At 45.7% G+C, this 16,904-nt stretch carries 23 protein-coding genes; 8 read left to right on the forward strand and 15 right to left on the reverse strand.

All coding sequences use genetic code 11. The features are described 5' to 3' along the window. Positions 1 to 17: 17 nt before the first annotated feature. The 4 genes from CKK33_RS15845 to CKK33_RS15860 all read right to left on the reverse strand — a co-directional run bounded on the left by CKK33_RS15845 (position 18) and on the right by CKK33_RS15860 (position 2,830). Entirely contained in the window at positions 18 to 383 is a 366-nt protein-coding gene (locus CKK33_RS15845; protein WP_198952484.1) for a hypothetical protein, read from the reverse strand. A gap of 92 nt (positions 384 to 475) precedes the next feature. Further along, positions 476 to 769 (reverse strand): chaperone modulator CbpM, encoded by a 294-nt coding sequence (locus CKK33_RS15850; RefSeq protein ID WP_095705045.1) that lies wholly within the window; start codon positions 767 to 769, stop codon positions 476 to 478. Between the two features lie 5 nt (positions 770 to 774). Then, entirely contained in the window at positions 775 to 1,689 is a 915-nt protein-coding gene (locus CKK33_RS15855; protein ID WP_095705046.1) for a DnaJ C-terminal domain-containing protein, read from the reverse strand. Between the two features lie 127 nt (positions 1,690 to 1,816). After that, positions 1,817 to 2,830 carry an ABC transporter ATP-binding protein gene (locus CKK33_RS15860; protein WP_095705047.1) on the reverse strand — a complete coding sequence of 338 codons (1,014 nt, stop codon included), beginning with the start codon at positions 2,828 to 2,830 and terminating at the stop codon, positions 1,817 to 1,819. 150 nt (positions 2,831 to 2,980) lie between these two features. Between CKK33_RS15860 and CKK33_RS15865 the strand changes: the two genes are divergently transcribed. Then, positions 2,981 to 3,193, forward strand: coding sequence for a hypothetical protein (locus CKK33_RS15865; RefSeq protein ID WP_095705048.1), 213 nt, complete (start codon positions 2,981 to 2,983; stop codon positions 3,191 to 3,193). Positions 3,194 to 3,215: 22 nt separating this feature from the next. Here CKK33_RS15865 and CKK33_RS15870 read toward each other — a convergent pair whose 3' ends face one another. The 4 genes from CKK33_RS15870 to CKK33_RS19435 form a co-directional block, all read right to left on the reverse strand. Further along, entirely contained in the window at positions 3,216 to 3,725 is a 510-nt protein-coding gene (locus tag CKK33_RS15870; RefSeq protein ID WP_095705049.1) for a GNAT family N-acetyltransferase, read from the reverse strand. 51 nt (positions 3,726 to 3,776) lie between these two features. Continuing rightward, on the reverse strand, positions 3,777 to 4,982 hold the full coding sequence (locus CKK33_RS15875; RefSeq protein WP_198952485.1) for a metallophosphoesterase: 1,206 nt from the start codon (positions 4,980 to 4,982) through the stop codon (positions 3,777 to 3,779). Positions 4,983 to 5,225: 243 nt separating this feature from the next. Then, complete coding sequence (locus CKK33_RS15880) at positions 5,226 to 5,501, reverse strand: hypothetical protein (protein ID WP_095705051.1); 276 nt, start codon at positions 5,499 to 5,501, stop codon at positions 5,226 to 5,228. Positions 5,502 to 5,542: 41 nt separating this feature from the next. After that, positions 5,543 to 5,722, reverse strand: coding sequence for a hypothetical protein (locus CKK33_RS19435; protein WP_143822976.1), 180 nt, complete (start codon positions 5,720 to 5,722; stop codon positions 5,543 to 5,545). A gap of 216 nt (positions 5,723 to 5,938) precedes the next feature. Between CKK33_RS19435 and CKK33_RS15885 the strand changes: the two genes are divergently transcribed. The 4 genes from CKK33_RS15885 (at position 5,939) to CKK33_RS15895 (ending at position 8,052) form a co-directional block, all read left to right on the forward strand. Beyond that, a complete protein-coding gene (locus tag CKK33_RS15885; protein ID WP_233138237.1) occupies positions 5,939 to 6,385 on the forward strand; it encodes a VOC family protein in 447 nt (148 codons plus the stop codon). 99 nt (positions 6,386 to 6,484) lie between these two features. Next, the gene (locus tag CKK33_RS19540) at positions 6,485 to 6,634 is read left to right on the forward strand and encodes a hypothetical protein (protein ID WP_158223454.1); all 150 of its coding nucleotides are present in this window, start codon (positions 6,485 to 6,487) and stop codon (positions 6,632 to 6,634) included. A 57-nt stretch (positions 6,635 to 6,691) separates the two neighbouring features. After that, positions 6,692 to 7,336 (forward strand): HAD family hydrolase, encoded by a 645-nt coding sequence (locus tag CKK33_RS15890; RefSeq protein ID WP_095705052.1) that lies wholly within the window; start codon positions 6,692 to 6,694, stop codon positions 7,334 to 7,336. A gap of 56 nt (positions 7,337 to 7,392) precedes the next feature. Then, on the forward strand, positions 7,393 to 8,052 hold the full coding sequence (locus CKK33_RS15895) for an MBL fold metallo-hydrolase (protein ID WP_095705053.1): 660 nt from the start codon (positions 7,393 to 7,395) through the stop codon (positions 8,050 to 8,052). 5 nt (positions 8,053 to 8,057) lie between these two features. Here the strand turns inward: CKK33_RS15895 and CKK33_RS15900 are convergent, their stop codons facing one another. The 3 genes from CKK33_RS15900 to CKK33_RS15910 all read right to left on the reverse strand — a co-directional run bounded on the left by CKK33_RS15900 (position 8,058) and on the right by CKK33_RS15910 (position 12,274). After that, positions 8,058 to 9,248 (reverse strand): ROK family protein, encoded by a 1,191-nt coding sequence (locus CKK33_RS15900; RefSeq protein ID WP_095705054.1) that lies wholly within the window; start codon positions 9,246 to 9,248, stop codon positions 8,058 to 8,060. Between the two features lie 117 nt (positions 9,249 to 9,365). Beyond that, positions 9,366 to 9,869 carry a GNAT family N-acetyltransferase gene (locus CKK33_RS15905; protein WP_095705055.1) on the reverse strand — a complete coding sequence of 168 codons (504 nt, stop codon included), beginning with the start codon at positions 9,867 to 9,869 and terminating at the stop codon, positions 9,366 to 9,368. Between the two features lie 8 nt (positions 9,870 to 9,877). Further along, positions 9,878 to 12,274 carry a glycoside hydrolase family 3 N-terminal domain-containing protein gene (locus CKK33_RS15910; protein ID WP_095705056.1) on the reverse strand — a complete coding sequence of 799 codons (2,397 nt, stop codon included), beginning with the start codon at positions 12,272 to 12,274 and terminating at the stop codon, positions 9,878 to 9,880. A 158-nt stretch (positions 12,275 to 12,432) separates the two neighbouring features. Between CKK33_RS15910 and CKK33_RS15915 the strand changes: the two genes are divergently transcribed. The 3 genes from CKK33_RS15915 to CKK33_RS15925 all read left to right on the forward strand — a co-directional run bounded on the left by CKK33_RS15915 (position 12,433) and on the right by CKK33_RS15925 (position 13,946). Next, positions 12,433 to 12,888 (forward strand): DUF2147 domain-containing protein, encoded by a 456-nt coding sequence (locus CKK33_RS15915; protein WP_095705057.1) that lies wholly within the window; start codon positions 12,433 to 12,435, stop codon positions 12,886 to 12,888. Between the two features lie 58 nt (positions 12,889 to 12,946). Continuing rightward, on the forward strand, positions 12,947 to 13,405 hold the full coding sequence (locus CKK33_RS15920) for a DUF2147 domain-containing protein (protein ID WP_095705058.1): 459 nt from the start codon (positions 12,947 to 12,949) through the stop codon (positions 13,403 to 13,405). A gap of 88 nt (positions 13,406 to 13,493) precedes the next feature. Next, positions 13,494 to 13,946: a DUF2147 domain-containing protein gene (locus tag CKK33_RS15925; protein ID WP_095705059.1), complete on the forward strand. Its 453-nt coding sequence runs from the start codon at positions 13,494 to 13,496 to the stop codon at positions 13,944 to 13,946. Positions 13,947 to 14,004: 58 nt separating this feature from the next. On the opposite strand, the gene CKK33_RS15930 is transcribed toward CKK33_RS15925, so the two are convergent. From CKK33_RS15930 to CKK33_RS15945, 4 genes are all read right to left on the reverse strand, one after another. After that, complete coding sequence (locus CKK33_RS15930; RefSeq protein ID WP_095705060.1) at positions 14,005 to 14,577, reverse strand: YceI family protein; 573 nt, start codon at positions 14,575 to 14,577, stop codon at positions 14,005 to 14,007. A gap of 90 nt (positions 14,578 to 14,667) precedes the next feature. Next, entirely contained in the window at positions 14,668 to 15,474 is an 807-nt protein-coding gene (locus CKK33_RS15935) for an alpha/beta fold hydrolase (RefSeq protein ID WP_095705061.1), read from the reverse strand. Positions 15,475 to 15,528: 54 nt separating this feature from the next. Further along, positions 15,529 to 16,635, reverse strand: a complete 1,107-nt coding sequence (locus tag CKK33_RS15940) for a Gfo/Idh/MocA family protein (RefSeq protein ID WP_095705062.1) — start codon at positions 16,633 to 16,635, stop codon at positions 15,529 to 15,531. A 24-nt stretch (positions 16,636 to 16,659) separates the two neighbouring features. Further along, positions 16,660 to 16,884 carry an N-acetylmuramoyl-L-alanine amidase gene (locus CKK33_RS15945; RefSeq protein ID WP_158223455.1) on the reverse strand — a complete coding sequence of 75 codons (225 nt, stop codon included), beginning with the start codon at positions 16,882 to 16,884 and terminating at the stop codon, positions 16,660 to 16,662. Positions 16,885 to 16,904 lie beyond the last annotated feature (20 nt).

Consider the following 16,904-nt stretch of genomic DNA (forward strand, 5'->3'; position numbering starts at 1 on the left):
TGAACTATATATATTGACTACCACCTGCGGCCGTAATGGTGGCCACGGTCATGATAGAAGCGTTCTCTGTAAACCACCTGGGTTACTACCGGGCGGCGATAAAAACGAGGAGCATAATAAGCAGGGCGATAATACCTTCGCACTACAACAGGGCGTTCGTAATAAACCGAAGCTGGTGGTGGCGGCGGGCAATAAGCTGGTGGTGGCGGCGGGCAATAAGCCGGTGCTGGATCATAATAAACAGGTGCCGGTGCTGGTTCGTAATAAACCCTGTGTATGGGAGTGCCAATGTGTACCCCTATGCCAACACTTACCTGGGCCTTTGCCAATTGTACCGCACCAGTTAGTAAGAGCGCTATAATTGAAATTTTCATCAGTTTCATAACAGTAGATTTAATTACCATTTATTGTTCATACGGGTATATGACCATGCAAACCGATGAGGGTTTAAAAATAAATTTTACTTTTTGGCTGATTATGCCTCGTAAATACGCAGGCGGCTTCTTAAGTAGCTCATTTCCTGCTGCATATTTTCTATCTTTTGCAGTAAATTATTGATGGTAGCTACCCCCGCTTCGTTTATTTCTAACTGGGTATGCAGCCTTACCATGCGTTCCAAACCGCTTATTTCCTCAATGGGGATGCATCGTACCTCATTTATCCGGGTGATATTCACTAAACCGGCTTCGGCCAGGTAGTCAACAAAGGTATACTCAACATTGTGGTAAACGCAAAAGTCATCTACACTAATTACTTGTTCTGCTTTCATAAGGGTTATAGTTTAGCTAGTTGTTCAAATAGTTCGCGTTGCTTATCGGTAAGGTTGGTGGGGAGGGTAATGTTATAGGTCAGATAAAGGTCGCCGTGCTGGCCCTCTTTTTTATAAACGGGCACGCCTTTGCCTTTTAATTTCACCCTGGTATTATTTTGTGTACCGGGCGATACCTTAAGTTTCACCTTGCCGGTGAGGGTATCGGCAGTGATCTCCCCGCCCAGCACAGCGGTATACAGGTCAATATTCAGCGTTTTATGCAGATCACTGCCCGTGCGCTTAAATTCAGGGTCTTCCGGAATGTTGAAGGTGATATACAGGTCGCCGGCAGGCGCGCCATTGGCCCCGGGGCCGCCATGCCCTGCAATTTTTATGGTTTGGCCATTCTCTATCCCTGCGGGTATGGTGAGCCTTATATTTTTCCCATTTACGGTAAGCGTTTGCTTTTTTGACTCCATGATGTCGCGCAGGTTCAGCTGCAATTCCGCGTTAAAATCCTGCCCGCGATAGCGTGCCGACTGCCGGCCACTCTTACCTCCACCACCGCCGCCAAACATGGAGTTAAAGAAGTCGGAAAAATCTCCACCGCCGCCGCCAAAATCAAAACTTCCGAAATCCTGGGCCGAACCACCCTCATAAGTATAGCCCCTTTGTTGCTGTTGTTGCTGCCTGGCCTGCTCATAAGCCTCGCCGTGCTGCCAGTTCTCTCCGTACTTATCGTATTTTTTTCGCTTTTCCGGATCGCTTAATACTTCGTTGGCTTCGTTAACCTGCTTAAACTGCTTTTCGGCCTCCGGGTCATTAGGATTAACATCCGGGTGGTATTTGCGCGCCAGCTTACGGTACGCGCTTTTAATATCTTTTTCGGTAGCGTTTTTATCTACTCCAAGTACCTTATAGTAATCAATAAATGCCATAGTTGTGATATGTATTTACTAAACCTATAAAATTAAAAAATGTGTGTGAGTGATGCACATCAGGTTTATCCGGTTTGGATATCATTTAAAAACAACCTGATATAGCAGGGAGATTAGGCAGCCCGGGTTATCCCAGCCACTTTCCAAACTCGTGGTATTTTTTTATGCTGACGCTTACCTTGCTGCCTACCGGATATTTATTTAACGCGAAGTTGAAAGCTCGCAACGTTACCTCGTCGCGTTCAACAATTAACTCCTCGTAAAAGCCTTTGTAGAGCACCTGTTTTACCTGCCATTTATTACCTAAAGGTTTTGATGATACCTGCACATGCTCGGCATACACCACTACCGTACCCCGTTTTGATTTGATGTTACATACCCTGGCCTCGGCGGCGGTAAGCTCGCTGCAACTCACCAATACATTGGCCGTATAAAGCAATTTTGGCGACTGATACAATTTTTCCGGCGACCCATGCTCAACAATTTCGCCCTCCTTTATCACGATCAGTTCATCGGCCATGGATAACAGTTCGGCAGGGTCATGAGATACCAGGATAACCGTTACGCCCCATTCCTTAACTATTTGCCTGATATCGTGCTGCAAGCCCTCGCGATAATTGGCATCCACCTGGTTAAAGGGCTCATCCAGCATCAATACTTCGGGGCGGTTAATGAGCGCGCGGGCAATGGTTACCCGTTGTTTTTCGCCACCGCTTAATTTACCAAAAGGCAGCTCACGCAGTTCATCAATCCCGAGCAGGTTGAGCGCCTGTGTAATTTTCTGGATCTTGTAATTCACATCCTCGGCCGGTAAGGAACGGCCCAGGTTATCCCACACGGTGGCCTGCATATCCATGTCAGCATTATCCTGGCTTACCATGGCAATGGCGGCATGTTCAGGCTGCAGATTATGCCCTCTTACGGGTAAAGGTTTGCCATGAAAGAACACATCGCCCGCATCAGGCTTTATATGGCCCGAAAGCAGCCTGAGCAGGGTGGTTTTACCACTCCCGCTTTCTCCAACAATACCGGTAATTTTCCCTTTGGGTACAAACAGGGTAATATTGTTTACACCTGATGATTTATCACCAAAAAAATTTTTGGTAACGGTAATGGTTTCCAGTATCAGCTCCTCGGTCATTGCTTGGGGTCGGTATTTACCTTCAAACCTAACCTATAAATCGCTATCAGCCAAAAAAAAGTGGAAGTATGACAGTGTTCCATCCGTGAGGCAAAACAATTACACGCTAAATGCTATTAAAGTATTTTACTTAACCATTTAATTACAACCATGAACAGAACCATAGGAATTGTATTGATTGTTTTAGGCGCGGCCATGCTGATATGGACCGGCTTTACTTACACCAAAAAGGAAAAGATAATTGATGCGGGACCCATACAAGTTTCTGCCGACAGGGAGAAAAGCGTAAACTGGCCGCCTTACCTTGGCGGGATATTACTGGTTGGGGGTATTGTAATTGTGGCCTCGTCAAAAAAAGCGTAATAGTGTAATATTACGGATGGTTTTAGACCGCTTTCTCAAACTTAAGCATCTCAAGCGGTTGTTTAACAATACCATTATGCTCGGGGATATTAAAAGGTATTACCTCGCCTGTTTTGCTGAATCCTCGCCGCTCATACCAGGCAATTAATTCGGTACGGTTGGAAATCACGGTCATGGTAATGGCCTTGAGATGGTTTTGGCGCGCGAAATCTTCTGCCGCCTGCAATAACTGCCTGCCCAAACCATTCGCCTGCAGATCGGGCGATACGGTAAGCATTCCCAGATACAGCTTTTCGCCTTGCTTTTGCAGGTAAACACAACCGGTAATTGCGCCTTCGTTGTTGAGGTGCTTTAATATGGTTACACAGGGGGTATTAAAATCATCTGTTAAGCCCTGTTCATTTGTGCGTGTGCCATCAATGAGGTCGGCCTCGGTTGTCCATCCTTTTTTAGAGCTCTCGCCACGATAGGCAGAATTTATAAGCGCCACCAGTTCGGGCACGTCATTTAAATTAGCAGGTATAATTGGCATAAAGCAAATGTATCAAATACCGCCAAAACAAAAAACAAACTGTTCACGCGCCTACGCCTGCCTTTTTTTAAGTGTGATCACTGTTATCTCGGGCCATATCCCCAGCCTGCCCGAAAACGCCAGGAACCCAAAGCCCCTGTTAACATATAAATGCCTGTTATTTTGCTTTACTAAACCGGCCCAGTCCAGGTAACGGTACTGTACAGGGCTCCAGCGGAAACCGGCTGTTTCTACACCGAACTGCGCGCCGTGGGTATGACCTGAAAGTGTTAAATGTATATCCGTTTTATGGTAACGCACTTTGTCTTCCCAGTGGGTAGGGTCATGCGAAAGGAGTACTTTAAACGCTTTATCATCAACGCCCTGCAAGGCTTTTTCGAGGTTACCTATCTGTATAAAACCGCGCCCCCAGTTTTGCACGCCTATCAGCGCTATCTTCTGGCCGTTCTTTTCCAGCTGCACGTTTTCATCGAGTAGTAAACGGTAGCCCAATTCGGCGTGGTGGCGTTTTAATTTTTCCAGGTTATCGCGCTTAGCCTGTTCGCTGTCCCACTGTATGTAATCGCCGTAATCGTGGTTGCCTAAGATGGAGAACTGGCCAAAAGGCGCTTTTATCTGGCTAAAACGATCTATATATTGTTCAATTTCCCATGCGGCGTTGTTTACCAGGTCGCCGGTAAATACAAACAGGTCGCTTTTTTGAGCCTTAGCCAGGTCGATCCCCCGTTGCATGGCATCCACATTATCAAAACTGCCGGAATGTATGTCTGATAGTTGTGTAATAGTGAAGCCGTCAAACGCCTCAGGCAGTTCATCGTAATAAATAGTTTGGCGGTGGACCTTATAATCATACTTACCCCTGAACATGGCATAAAAGAACGATGCGAACGGAATGGCAGCAAGCAAAACTGCTATCTCGCTGATAAACTTTCGCCTGGCCGGAAAGTAGGGCTCACCCGGCTTTCGTTCGCTGCTGATATTGTGCGATATGCCGTAAATAAAACGACCGAGATCGCCCAAAGAAAGTACAATGCAAAATACCAGCTTGGTTACAAAAAAGGTAAGAAAGAGGCTGAGCATCCACTCATGGAAGGGTGTCATACCCCGAGCGGAGTTAAGGCTGTTTATCCCCAGCAGGAAAACTACCGTTACCCCTACTGATATGATCAGGAAGCCCCAGGGTAAAGCCAAACGAGCCACGCGCGACTGCCAGTCGGCCGTTAGCGTACGCAAGCCGTTAAAAACGTACCAGTCCATCAGCAGGGTTACAGCTGATATAATGAGAAATATTTTGAATAAACCACCTCTATGCATAAATATCTTAAAGCTTAAGCCGCAATATAAACAGCATAGGGTAATTGGTTTGTAAAACTTTGCTGCTGTATGTTACGCCGCTTAATAACGGGGTATAATGGGCTATTGTTTGCAGCGGCCGATAAACAAAAAAATCCGCCCCTGCATGGCAGGGAGCGGATCCAAATCAAATCAACAACACATTAATTAATAATGCCTTCTTACCACTACCACCCGGCGCGGGCCGTGGTGATAAACCGGCCTGGCAATAACTACCGGCCTGCGGTAATACCTGCGATGATAATGCCTGTTAACCACTACTACCCTTCTGGGTTCGCGGTAATATGCCTGGCGATTAACGTAAACCGGCCTGTTATAAGCCACCGGTGTACCTATTTGAGCATTTATGGAAACCTGGGCTTTAGCGGTATTAAAACCCAGTAGGGCAACAACTGCTATGGCGAAAATTTTTAAGTATTTCATATCTCATTCGTTTTACTTGTTCAACAATTTGTTCTGATACATTAATAGTTCCGGTAATACCCATCGTTATTATAGCGATCGTGGTGCCAGTGATGGTAACGATCGTACCGGTTATACCTGTCGTACCTGCTATAATAACCCCTGTTCCCGACAGAGCAGCTTGATAACGCAACGGTTCCTAACAGTACCAGTGCCATTATCTTCAACATTCCTTTTTCCATATTTTTATCTTCCTTTCCGGGTGCTTATTTATTGTTATTGTTTAAATATTAAACTACAACTACAAGCATGCGTTTAATGCTCCTATACCACTATAACTAACTTGTTACAATGCCGGGCGTAGGTTAAGGTGAAAAAGGAAGTACTGCGAAAGCAGATTTACCGCTGGAAAGTTTACTTTAGCGCTAATAACCAATTACTACCATTTAATTACAGGAATGAAAAAGATATTTTACCCCATGCTGGTTTTGGCGGCGTTATTTTGCCTGCCGATGATAAGCAAAGCCCAGGCAGTGTTTAACCACGTAGCGCTTTGCTCAAAAGATCTTAAGCAAAGCAATGAATTTTACACCTCGGTACTAAAGCTTAAAATTATCCCCAATCCTTTTAAGGATACCGTACATACCTGGTATAGTATAGCGCCCCATACCGCCATGCACGTAATACAGGGCAATTGCTCTACTGCGCCCAAAGTTATTGGCGACCATATTTGCTTCAGCGTCCCTTCGATAGCTGAATTCATCGCGCTGCTAAAAAGCCGTAACATTACCTATTGCAACTGGAAACAAGTACCGGGGCAGGTAGAGCACCGGGTTGACGGTGTATCGCAGGTATACATACAGGACCCTGACGGCTATTGGATAGAAGTGAACGACGCGAAATAAACACGCTGATAATGTAACAGGTTATCTTTTGTGAAATATTGCTTTTAAACCTTTGTAACAAGGCATGGTCACAGGTATAGAAATTACAACCTGTATACCATGAAAAAAGCAATTAACACCATTTTATCAGACTTTAACCATGTGTTTGTTAAAGGCCAGTCGAGCAAGACAGAACAGGCAAGGGTATTCGCTTTGCTCATTTTCCCTACCATGATCGCGTTGTTTGGTATTGGCAGGTTTCCTTTCTAAGCATATCCATAGCCGCGGCTCGTAAATAAAGTTTACTTTTGCGGCACGCGAAGTACTATGGAAAGTTTAAAAGGAAAATTCGACAGCATAATTTTTGATCTTGATGGCACCCTCTGGGACAGCACCGGCACTGTAGCCCATGCATGGCAAACGGCCATAAACAAAGTACCCTTTATGGCCAATGAAGTAATGACCCGCGAGCGCGTGCGTTCTATTACCGGCATGGCTTATGACGCCATTTTTAAAAAACTGTTTCCTAATCTTACAGACGAACAACGGGCCGAAGTACAGCAACAATGCTCCATTGCTGAACTGGATATTTTACACCGCCTGGGTGGCGAACTTTATGCGGGCCTCGCAGATACCCTCGCTTACCTGGCACAGCATTACCAGCTTTATATTGTAAGTAATTGCCAAAGCGGCTACATAGAGCTATTCCTGGACCAGCACCAAATGCATACCTACTTTTTAGGGCACCAGTGCTATGGCACCAAAGGCAACCCCAAAGCCGATAATATACGCGACATTGTGAACGACCACAGCCTGAAAGCCCCCGTTTATGTGGGCGATACCACCGGCGATCATGAGGCTGCTACCAAGGCTGGTGTGCCTTTTATATTCGCGGCATATGGTTTTGGCCGGGTTGAGGAAGGCCAGATTGCCACCATTAATCAGTTTACTGAGCTTCAGCAATTGCTGTAATTATTCGGCTTAAAACCTTTAAAAGCGTTTACCGTTCTAAAATTAAAACTGCAAACATGAGAATTTACAAGTTCATGCACTCGTGCCTTGTTTTTGAAGATAACGGTTTTAAACTGCTGTTTGACCCCGGTAAGTTTACCTTCGCGGAGGGTTTGGTTAAACCTGATGATTTTGCCGATGTGAACGCAATAATTATCAGCCATATCCACCCCGACCATTTGGATACTGATCACCTTAAAACCATTACCAGTTTAAGCAATGCTACGGTATATGCCAATAGCCAGGTTGGCGAAGCATTGCAGAAAGAGGGCATCGCCTTTGAATTGATGGAACAAGGTAAATACACCGTAGGGCCTTTTACCATAGACGCGTTTGATGTGCAGCATGAGCCTTTGCTGAATGCGCCCATACCACAAATGACGGGCTACATCATCAACGGAAAAATACTGCACCCGATAGATTCCATGGAGGCTAAGCTCACCGAGATACCGGGTATTGAATTACTGTTGATGGTAACCATGGCCCCTTTCGCCAATGAACTGCGCATAGCCGCCTTTGCCGAAAGCTTAAAACCCAAGCAGATACTACCTGTGCATGATGGTTACGTGAAAGAGTTTTTCCTGAGATCGAGATATGATAACTATGCCCGGTACTTTGAAAAAGCAGGCATACAATTTCACCAGGTTTACAAACCGGGCGACTATATAGAATTTTAAGCAGGTTACCTGTCTTTATCAAAATTTTCCATTACCAGTACCGCGGCGCCTATCAGCTCGGCATCAAAACCCAGTGACGAGATCAGCAGTTCCGTTCCCGAGGAAAGCCGGGGGATGCAATATTTATGTAATGACTGCTGTATAGTAGCCATGAGTATATGCCCAACTTTTGCCCCCCGCCCGCTCAAAACAATATAAGCCGGGTTCATGATATGGATGAGTATGGCCAGCGCCTTGCCTATTTTATAGCCCGCGTCCGTTAGCAGTTCCAGCGCGAATTGGTCGCCCTGGTTAGCGGCCTCCATCAGCGCGTCGCCCATTAATTTAGATTGGCCGTGGTGAGGCTGCAAGCTGGTAACTCGACCATTTTTTATACCCTCCTCAGCTTTTTCGGCCACCACCAGCATTGAGGCTTCAGCTTCCAGGCAGCCACGTTTACCGCAGAGGCACAAGGCACCATCATCAGACAAAGGGATATGGCTTAGCTCACCGGCAAAACCATTATAACCCCTAAATATCTTTCCGTCAATAATCATCCCGAGGCCTATACCCCAGCCCAGGTTAATTACCATTACTTCCTGCTGAGAGCGCGCTATCCCGAATTTCTGCTCGGCAAGCGCTATCAGGCTCGAGTCGTTATCAATATAAGTAGTAATACCTGTAGCGCGCTCAATATGCCGGGTAAGGCTTTCGCCCCCTGCATCCAAATAGGTGTAGTTAATGCCTTCCACTACGTTAATAAAGCCGGGCATACCAATACCTATGCCCGCAATTTTATCTTTAGGGATGCCTGTACCCGCAATATATCCGTTAAGACTTTCCGTTAACTGGTGCAAAGCATCGTTGTTATTATGCAGCTTCAGCTCAACGGTGCTCATTTCCGCTACCGGGCTGTTATTAAGATCAAGTAATTGTATACGGGCTGACAGCTGATCCATCGCCACTGCAAGGATAAACATGGCCCGCGCATTGATGGCATACATGAGCGGCCTGCGCCCGCCGCTGGAGGGGGCATAGCCCTGTTCAACAACAAAACCTTCTTTAATAAGCTCGTTAATAGCTTTGGCTATTGAGGGTATACTTTTATCAAAAAGCTGGCTTAGCGCTGCGCATGACATGGCTTTATCAAAATACAACCGCTTGATGATCATATTCTTAAGCCAGCTGCTTTTTACGCCGGTGCTCTTAATTTCCATGGAAAGATGAGAGGTGTTTAATTAGTTTTTGCCAAAATTACCCTATAAATATAGTATTTTTGGATAACACCTCAATAAGTTGAAAAACTTTTTAAAATACGTGTAAATGGGAAGTGTTTACTCATTATCCATTCGCATTTGCAAAAGATACGGCTTAAATCCGAATTTTTCATATGCCTTAATAGCCGGGGCGTTTTGAGTATATACCTCTAACCTCAATTCGGTAATGTTACGGGTAAGCGCCCATTGCTTAAGTGAGTTGATGATTAAAGCATTTACACCTTTACCCCGGTAAGCAGGTATCACGTACATAAAACCCAGGTAAGCTTCGTGCGTGTGGTGTAAATACGGTTTGGATTCGTTGATGCGGGCGTACCCGCTCGCGATCAGTTCACCATTAAGTTCGGCCACTGCGAGGTAAGCATCGGGCGAGGTAAGCAGCCAGTCAAAGTCATAGTAGGATTGTTCGCCTGCTTTCATACGCGGTGTAAAAGGCCGTTCGGCCTCCACCACCCCTTGCTCAAATTGGCGTAAAACAGGCATATCCTCAGCAGTCGCCCTGCGGATAACGGGAAGATCATTATTGGCATATGCCGAAGGTATCCATTCTGTACGGATCATAGTGTTGCTTATTCAATAGTAAAAGTCGTCTTTAATTTAATATCCTGAGATGAACTGCCTATCCATGCCTGAAAAGTGCCTGGCTCTACTGTCCAGTTCATGTTCTTATCCAGCAGGGCAAGGTCATCCGGGGTTAGTTTAAAGGTAACTGTTTTGGTTTCGCCGGCATTAAGCGTTACGCGCTCAAACCCACGCAGGTCATACTCATAGGTGGTTACGCTGCTTACATCGTCTTTAATGTATAGCTGCACCACGTCGTCGCCTTTGCGCTGGCCGGTATTGGTTACATCAACCGTTACGGTAACAATGCCCTGTGAGTTGCCTTTATCAGGCGATACCTGCAGGTTACTGTAAGCGAACGTGGTATAACTTAAACCATAGCCAAACGGATATAGCGCGCCGTTAACACTGGTTTTTCCCCAGCTGTTAGAACCACCCTGGCCTGCCTGTGAGCCGGGTTTGAAAGGGAAATTAAACTCAATCTGCCCCACCGTTTTCGGGAAGGTAATGGGCAGCTTTCCGCCGGGGTTATTACCACCAAACAGGGTTTCGGCTATCACCTGACCGCTTTGCACGCTCGGGAACCATGCTTCCAGTATTGCCGGCACATATTTGTTTTCCCAGTTAATGGTAAGCGGTTGGCCGTTTATCAATACCATTACTACCGGTTTACCTGTTGCCTGCAAAGCCTGTATCAGCTTTAGCTGCCTGCCCGGCAGGTTAAGCCCGGTGCGTGAAAGGCTTTCACCCACCCTGTCCACATCTTCGCCTACAACGGCAACCACCAGGTCCGATTGTTTGGCCTGTGCCACTGCCGAATCAATGCCGGCCTGCTCGTCCGCTGTCAATGGCGTTTCTATGATCTCACTTTCCGGCCAGCTGGCATCTATGATATTGCAGCCTTTAACATAACTTACTTTAGCGCTGCTGCCCACATAGTTCTTAATACCATCCAGAACATTGGTAACCGGGTTATGCGATGGGCCGTACCTACTGATGGCATAATTGGTTTCGGCCGCAAGCGGACCGGTAACCAGTATATTTTTGTATTTGCCTTTATCCAGCGGGAGCAGGTTATTGTCATTTTTGAGCAGCACCATGCTTTCGCGGTTCATTTTGAGGCTCATCTGCTTATCAGCAGCGGTATGCACCACTTTGTCGGCCGCTTTGGTATCTTTTACATAAGGGCTATCAAATAAACCCAGCCTGAATTTTACGCGCAATACCTCGGCCACACGGGTATCAATTACCTTCATGGATATGCGGTTCTCCTTTATCAACTCACGCAGCGGGAGTATAAAGGTTTGCGGCATGGTAAAGTTAGTGCGTACGTTTAGCCCGGCCTCTACAGCCTGTCTTACCGCTTCCTTATAATCAGCCGCTACATGGTGTTTGCTGTACAGATATTCTACGGCCTCACTGTCGGACACCACATAGCCATTGAAACCGAACTTTTGCCTTAGCAGTTCGGTAAGGAAGTAATAACTGCCGGTAATGGGTACACCGTCCCAATCATTATAGCTGCTCATCACCCCCATAGGGTGCGCCTCTTGCACCACCCGCCTGAAGGGATAGAGATATAACTGGTGCATTTCTCGTGGGGCCACATGCGGGTCGGTACGGGCAGCGCCATCGCGCCCGCCTTTAGGCACACTGTAAACCGCGTAATGTTTAAGCGTTGATGCCACCCCCTCTTCCTGTATTCCCAGTACCATTTGTTTACCCAGTTCTGCTATGAGGTAAGGGTCTTCGCCATAACATTCCACCACACGACCCCAGCGCTGGTCGCGCGCGGGATCCAGTATTGGCGCGTAAACGTTGGTATAACCTAAAGCCTTGGCTTCGCGACCAACCGTTTGGCCGGCCTGCCTTACCAAGGTCTTATCCCAGGTACTGCCAATGCCAATAGGCGCGGGTAATGGCGTAGCCCTGTCGTGGTTTAAGCCGTGTATACCCTCGTTGGTAAAATCAACCGGTATACCCATGCGTGTTTCTTCAACAAACCATTTTTGTATGGTATTAATAGCGGCTGCATGCTTGCTAAAAGGGTAAGAATATTGTGTGGGCGCATCATCTGTATGCGAAGTAAGGTTATTCAGTTCCTCATCAATATTAGCGATGCCATCTTTCCATATTTCATTTTTCCAATTGGGTACCGGCATCTCATCCTTTAAAACCCTTTTATAACCATATAAGGTAGCCATCTGGCAGGTTTTTTCTTCAACGGTCATCTGGCTTAGCAGATCGGTAATGCGCTTTTCAATATCCTGTTTAGAATCTTCAAACACATCCATACGGCCGTTTTTGTTAAAATCTATCCAGCCTTTATGGTAAATACTTTTTTGTTGAGCGGATGCGGATATAGCCAGCCCCAATAAAGGCAACAGCAATGGCAGCTTTTTCATGCGGATGAGAGATGCTTATTAGTTAAGGCCAAATATATAAAGTGAACTCACACCATAGCTATTTATGACGGATAATTTATCTGTTACCTGCAAACAATATCATCTTTTAGCGTTATTGATTGCATTGTACTTATCTTGCCCTTATATTATTGTTAACTATGCGTCTGCTATCCATTCTCATCTTATCGCTCACCTGTCTACTAAAGCCCGCTTATGGGCCCGATACGGATACACCTGCCAACCGTATATGCGGCAAGTGGGAATCAAGCGAAAAGAACCTGGTGGTTGAGGTGTACCCGTATAAGAACACATTCCGCGCTAAAATGATCAGGTTCACGGGCGGCGTAAGCAAAGCCCAGCCGATGGAAAGCATTACGGATAAAAAAAATCCCGACCCTGCGTTACGCAACCGAAAGGTGTTAGGGATGGATGTGGTGGAAAACCTGGTTTACAACCCGAAATCCGATTCATGGGAGAACGGGCGCATATATGAAATACAAAGTGGCAAGACATGGAGTGCCGCAGCCTATCTCGAAAATGAAAACACCCTCAAAGTAAAAGGCTACTGGAAGGTTAAACTGTTAGGTAAAACCATGACTTTCCACCGGCTATAATACCGGCTTGATTAATTGGCATCGCTATTGCCTGTATAACAATACAAATGGCAATAGTATGACAAAACAGTTTCTTTTCAGTTTTTTTGCATTAATGCTGTACAGTGGTATCAATTATAGTACACCCCGTACTACAGCAGCCGAAGACATGGTTTGCGGCAAGTGGCAAATGGTAGATGGTTCGCTGGTAGTACAAGTATACCGTGAGGAGGGAGAATTCAGGGCCAAGATCGTATACTTTGACGACCACGATAATACCAAACCACTTGATTATTGGACCGACGACCTTAACCCTAACCCCGCCTTACGCAGCCGAAAAATTTTAGGGATGAATGTGGTGGAGAAACTTACCTATAACCCATCAACTAACAGCTGGGAAGACGGCATGATCTACGACGCTAAACATGGCCGCTATTGGAATTCATCGGCCTACCTCACCAAAGATGGCTTACTTAAAGTTAAAGGCTACTGGCATATTAAACTTATAGGCAAAACACTGACTTTCAAACGAGTATAGTCAGACGCGTAAGAAAATAATTTTCAAAATATTTGGATTGTAACATTACTGTTGCATATATTTATGTCATAGCAATGTCAAACCAATTATGTCTAAAGTAATCAGAATTTCAGTTATAGCTTTATTGTTTACCGTATGGTCGCAAGCTGCGACTGTGGTAAGGATGGATGAAGTAATATGCGGCAGGTGGATGTCTGAAGACAAGGACCTGATGATAAACATCTCTAAACAAAACACCGAGTATACAGCTACCATAGTTTGGTTTGACGACCGCGACGAAACCAAGAAGATGGAAGAGCATGTTGACGGATTGAACCCCGACCCTTCTTTACGCAACCGTAAACTGGTTGGTATAAACATGATTGAGAAATTGGAATACGCGCCTGAAAGCAATACCTGGGAAAACGGCGTGATGTATGACGCCCACCAGGGCCGCCAGTGGAACTCATGCGCTTACATCAATGAAAAAGGTGAATTAAAGGTTAAAACCTACTGGCACCTAAAATTTCTGGGCAAAACCAGAACGTTCAAACGGATATAAAATAAAAGCGGCGCTCATAATGAGCGCCGCTTTTGTTTTATATATATATTGTTGAAAATTACTGTTTCATGAACTCGCCGCTGGCGTTAAGTTCAACTTCGTCGCTCAGCATAGGCGCGCCGTATTTGCTGCCAAAGCCAAAATCAGAACGTTTGATAGTACCGGTAATTTTAAAACCAGCATCAGGAGCTTTAGTCATTGGGTTAGTGATAGTACCACGGTAAGCCACATCTAAAGTTACCGGTTTGGTTACACCATGCAGGGTTAAGTTACCGGTTACTTTGTATTTGTTAGTGCCATTAGGTTTAACAGAAGTACTGGTAAAACTTAATGTAGGGAATTTTTCTGAATCAAAGAATTCAGCAGATTTAAGGTGACCGTCACGACGCTCGTTATCTGTATTTACAGAAGCGGTTTTAGCGGTAAAAGTATATTTAGCATCGCTAAAGTCAGGCTTTGCAGCTACGATAGAAGCGTCAAAATCTTTAAAAGTACCATCAACATCAGACACGGCTAAGTGGGTGATGGTAAATGTTACGTGTGAGTGTGCTTTGTCAACCGTCCAGGTGCTTTGCGCCGAAGCAGCGGTAGCAAATAAAGCTACAGTTAGTAAGGTGAAGATCTTTTTCATGTTATGTTCTTATTATTTTAGTGATGCAAATGTAAAAAAGGTTTTCAATAAAAGATGTTTAAACATCTTTTATTGAAAAGTAATGACAAACTATTTCCCCTTAAAGAAATCATCTACCCGCTTATTAAACTCGTCGGCCTTTTCAATCAGGGTGCCATGGCCCGATCCCTTTACTATCCAAAGCTTTGAATGAGGGATGTTGGCCTGTATCAACCGTGTATGCTTGTCGGCTATCACATCATGCTCGCCGGCTATGATAAAAGCAGGGCATGTTATTTTGTGCAGTTGGCTAAGGCTGATATTTGGCTGCTCCCAATCGAGCATAAACATTTTGAAGTTATTTTTTTCAGCAGCGGTTTTCCAGTGCGTGTTCTTATTCTTCTCGTAGTATTTTTTGGAATTTGCCCAGCCTTTAGGGTCGGCAAAGGATGAAGCATCAGGCGTGATATTAGCCCCCGTCGACGCGAAACTGATCACCTTATCGGGGTGCCGTATCGCCATCAATATGGCATTGATACCCCCATCGCTCCAACCCAGCACATAGGCTTTAGGCACATGCAACACATCAAGCAGATTCGCGAAATCATCAGCCATTTGCTCAAAAGTGATCTTGGGGTTTGGGTCAACCGATTTTCCCTGCGAACGGCTGTCAACCAGTATCACATGGTAATGTTTGGCAAAATAAGGCACATTATGGCTAAAGGCGCTCATGTCGCCCGCGTTACCGTGTATCATTAACAAAGCCGGGCCGCTGCCATACTCCTCTACATATAGCTTTATGCCATTAACCTGGTAGTATTTGCCAACGGCCTCATTTTTACCATAAGGTATATTTTGGCCATAGCCGAAAAAGGACAGGAACTGAGGGATAATGGCTAATAAAATCACAGCTTTCATATACTACGGTTTTGCCTAAAGGTAGTAAATGAATTTAAATGTATATAGCCAAACTTAGCCGATGTTTTCCCATTTACCGCTATCCAGGCTGCGGTAAATAGCATCGATCACTTTCATATCTTTCTCCCCTTCTTCGCCCGGCACACGGCTCTGCTTACCCAAACGTACACAAGTAGCGAAATCATCCATCTGTGCGGCTTGCTGATTAATGTTGGGGATATTCATAGGCTTGCCGTTCACTTTACCGTCAAGCCCGTCATAACCATAGGCGGGTTCCAGTTCAAAACTGCCCTTATCTGCCTTTGCCCGTAAAAAGCCCCAGTTATTATTATAGCTCGATTTCCCGGTCACTTTTTGCCCTCCCGGGAATTTGAGTTCCCAAAAAACGGTTTCATCAACTTCACTGAACAGCTCGGGCCGGGTTTTCTCCTGTGTAGCCCTTACTGCCAAAGGTTCCTGCCCTAAAGTATAACGGGCACCCTGTATGGCATAAATACCCATATCCATTAAGCCACCACCGCCGGCCAAAGCCTTTTTTAACCTCCAGGCGTTAGGGTCGCCCGTATATTTGAAACCATTGCCAGTTGCTATTTCCGTTACTTTCCCCAAAATTTGCTTTTGCCCCAGGCGCATTACTTCCTGAGTATGGGGCTCAAAATGCAATCTGTAGCCTATTGATAAAAGCCGGTTGGCCTTTTTACAGGCGGCGATCATCTCACGGCAGTCTGCAGCGTTCAGGGCCATTGGTTTTTCACATATCACGTGCTTACCCGCCCTGGCAGCCCTTATAGTGTATTCCTTGTGCATGGATACGGGTAACACCACGTATATAATATCTATATCAGGGTTATCGGCAATGCTGTCGAAAGTTTGGTAATTATAAATGTTTTTTTGAGGAATGTTGTATTTAGCTGCCCACTCGGTGGCTTTTGAAGGTGTACCGGTAACTATACCTGCCAGGTAGCAGTTTTTGGTTTGCTGCAATGCCGGCGCCAGTTGCCCGCCCGCGTAACCACCCAAGCCAACCAAAGCTATGCCCAGTTTTTTACCGGGTTGTAAACAGGCCGCCGATAATATGGCCGGACTAACAGCAAGCGCCCCTGCCAATACGGAGCTTTTGCGTATAAAATCTCTCCTTGATGTTTTCGGTGCCTGTTTCATAGTATGCTATTTTAATGGTTTACCCTAATCAAACCCCTGCCGGTACTTTTTAACGGCATTGGTAATGGAGCGCGCTATGGCGTTTTGCCCTTCGTCGGAATTGAGGTATTTTTCATCGGAAGGGTTATTAATAAAACCCGTTTCCACCAGCAGGCCGGGCATCCCGCTTTGCTGCAAAATAAGCACGCCCTGCTCCTTAACGCCTAAACTGTGCCTGCCGTCTTTTTCCTTAAATTCCTGGTTAAGCAAGTTGCCAAAATGGATACTCT

The organism is Mucilaginibacter sp. MD40 (assembly GCF_002288635.1).
In the GTDB taxonomy this organism is placed as follows: Bacteria; Bacteroidota; Bacteroidia; order Sphingobacteriales; family Sphingobacteriaceae; genus Mucilaginibacter.

Bases quoted from the DNA above. Each gene is read 5' to 3' on its own strand.
- CKK33_RS15880 (WP_095705051.1), bottom strand. From the start codon at position 5,501: ATGAAATACTTAAAAATTTTCGCCATAGCAGTTGTTGCCCTACTGGGT.
- CKK33_RS15875 (WP_198952485.1), bottom strand. From the start codon at position 4,982: ATGGACTGGTACGTTTTTAACGGCTTGCGTACGCTAACGGCCGACTGG.
- CKK33_RS15935 (WP_095705061.1), bottom strand. From the start codon at position 15,474: ATGAAAGCTGTGATTTTATTAGCCATTATCCCTCAGTTCCTGTCCTTT.
- CKK33_RS19435 (WP_143822976.1), bottom strand. From the start codon at position 5,722: ATGGAAAAAGGAATGTTGAAGATAATGGCACTGGTACTGTTAGGAACC.
- CKK33_RS15915 (WP_095705057.1), top strand. From the start codon at position 12,433: ATGCGTCTGCTATCCATTCTCATCTTATCGCTCACCTGTCTACTAAAG.
- CKK33_RS15905 (WP_095705055.1), bottom strand. From the start codon at position 9,869: ATGATCCGTACAGAATGGATACCTTCGGCATATGCCAATAATGATCTT.
- CKK33_RS15895 (WP_095705053.1), top strand. From the start codon at position 7,393: ATGAGAATTTACAAGTTCATGCACTCGTGCCTTGTTTTTGAAGATAAC.
- CKK33_RS15900 (WP_095705054.1), bottom strand. From the start codon at position 9,248: ATGGAAATTAAGAGCACCGGCGTAAAAAGCAGCTGGCTTAAGAATATG.
- CKK33_RS15850 (WP_095705045.1), bottom strand. From the start codon at position 769: ATGAAAGCAGAACAAGTAATTAGTGTAGATGACTTTTGCGTTTACCAC.
- CKK33_RS15885 (WP_233138237.1), top strand. From the start codon at position 5,939: ATGAAAAAGATATTTTACCCCATGCTGGTTTTGGCGGCGTTATTTTGC.
- CKK33_RS15925 (WP_095705059.1), top strand. From the start codon at position 13,494: ATGTCTAAAGTAATCAGAATTTCAGTTATAGCTTTATTGTTTACCGTA.
- CKK33_RS15930 (WP_095705060.1), bottom strand. From the start codon at position 14,577: ATGAAAAAGATCTTCACCTTACTAACTGTAGCTTTATTTGCTACCGCT.
- CKK33_RS15855 (WP_095705046.1), bottom strand. From the start codon at position 1,689: ATGGCATTTATTGATTACTATAAGGTACTTGGAGTAGATAAAAACGCT.
- CKK33_RS19540 (WP_158223454.1), top strand. From the start codon at position 6,485: ATGAAAAAAGCAATTAACACCATTTTATCAGACTTTAACCATGTGTTT.
- CKK33_RS15860 (WP_095705047.1), bottom strand. From the start codon at position 2,830: ATGACCGAGGAGCTGATACTGGAAACCATTACCGTTACCAAAAATTTT.
- CKK33_RS15870 (WP_095705049.1), bottom strand. From the start codon at position 3,725: ATGCCAATTATACCTGCTAATTTAAATGACGTGCCCGAACTGGTGGCG.
- CKK33_RS15940 (WP_095705062.1), bottom strand. From the start codon at position 16,635: ATGAAACAGGCACCGAAAACATCAAGGAGAGATTTTATACGCAAAAGC.
- CKK33_RS15865 (WP_095705048.1), top strand. From the start codon at position 2,981: ATGAACAGAACCATAGGAATTGTATTGATTGTTTTAGGCGCGGCCATG.
- CKK33_RS15890 (WP_095705052.1), top strand. From the start codon at position 6,692: ATGGAAAGTTTAAAAGGAAAATTCGACAGCATAATTTTTGATCTTGAT.
- CKK33_RS15920 (WP_095705058.1), top strand. From the start codon at position 12,947: ATGACAAAACAGTTTCTTTTCAGTTTTTTTGCATTAATGCTGTACAGT.
- CKK33_RS15845 (WP_198952484.1), bottom strand. From the start codon at position 383: ATGAAACTGATGAAAATTTCAATTATAGCGCTCTTACTAACTGGTGCG.
- CKK33_RS15910 (WP_095705056.1), bottom strand. From the start codon at position 12,274: ATGAAAAAGCTGCCATTGCTGTTGCCTTTATTGGGGCTGGCTATATCC.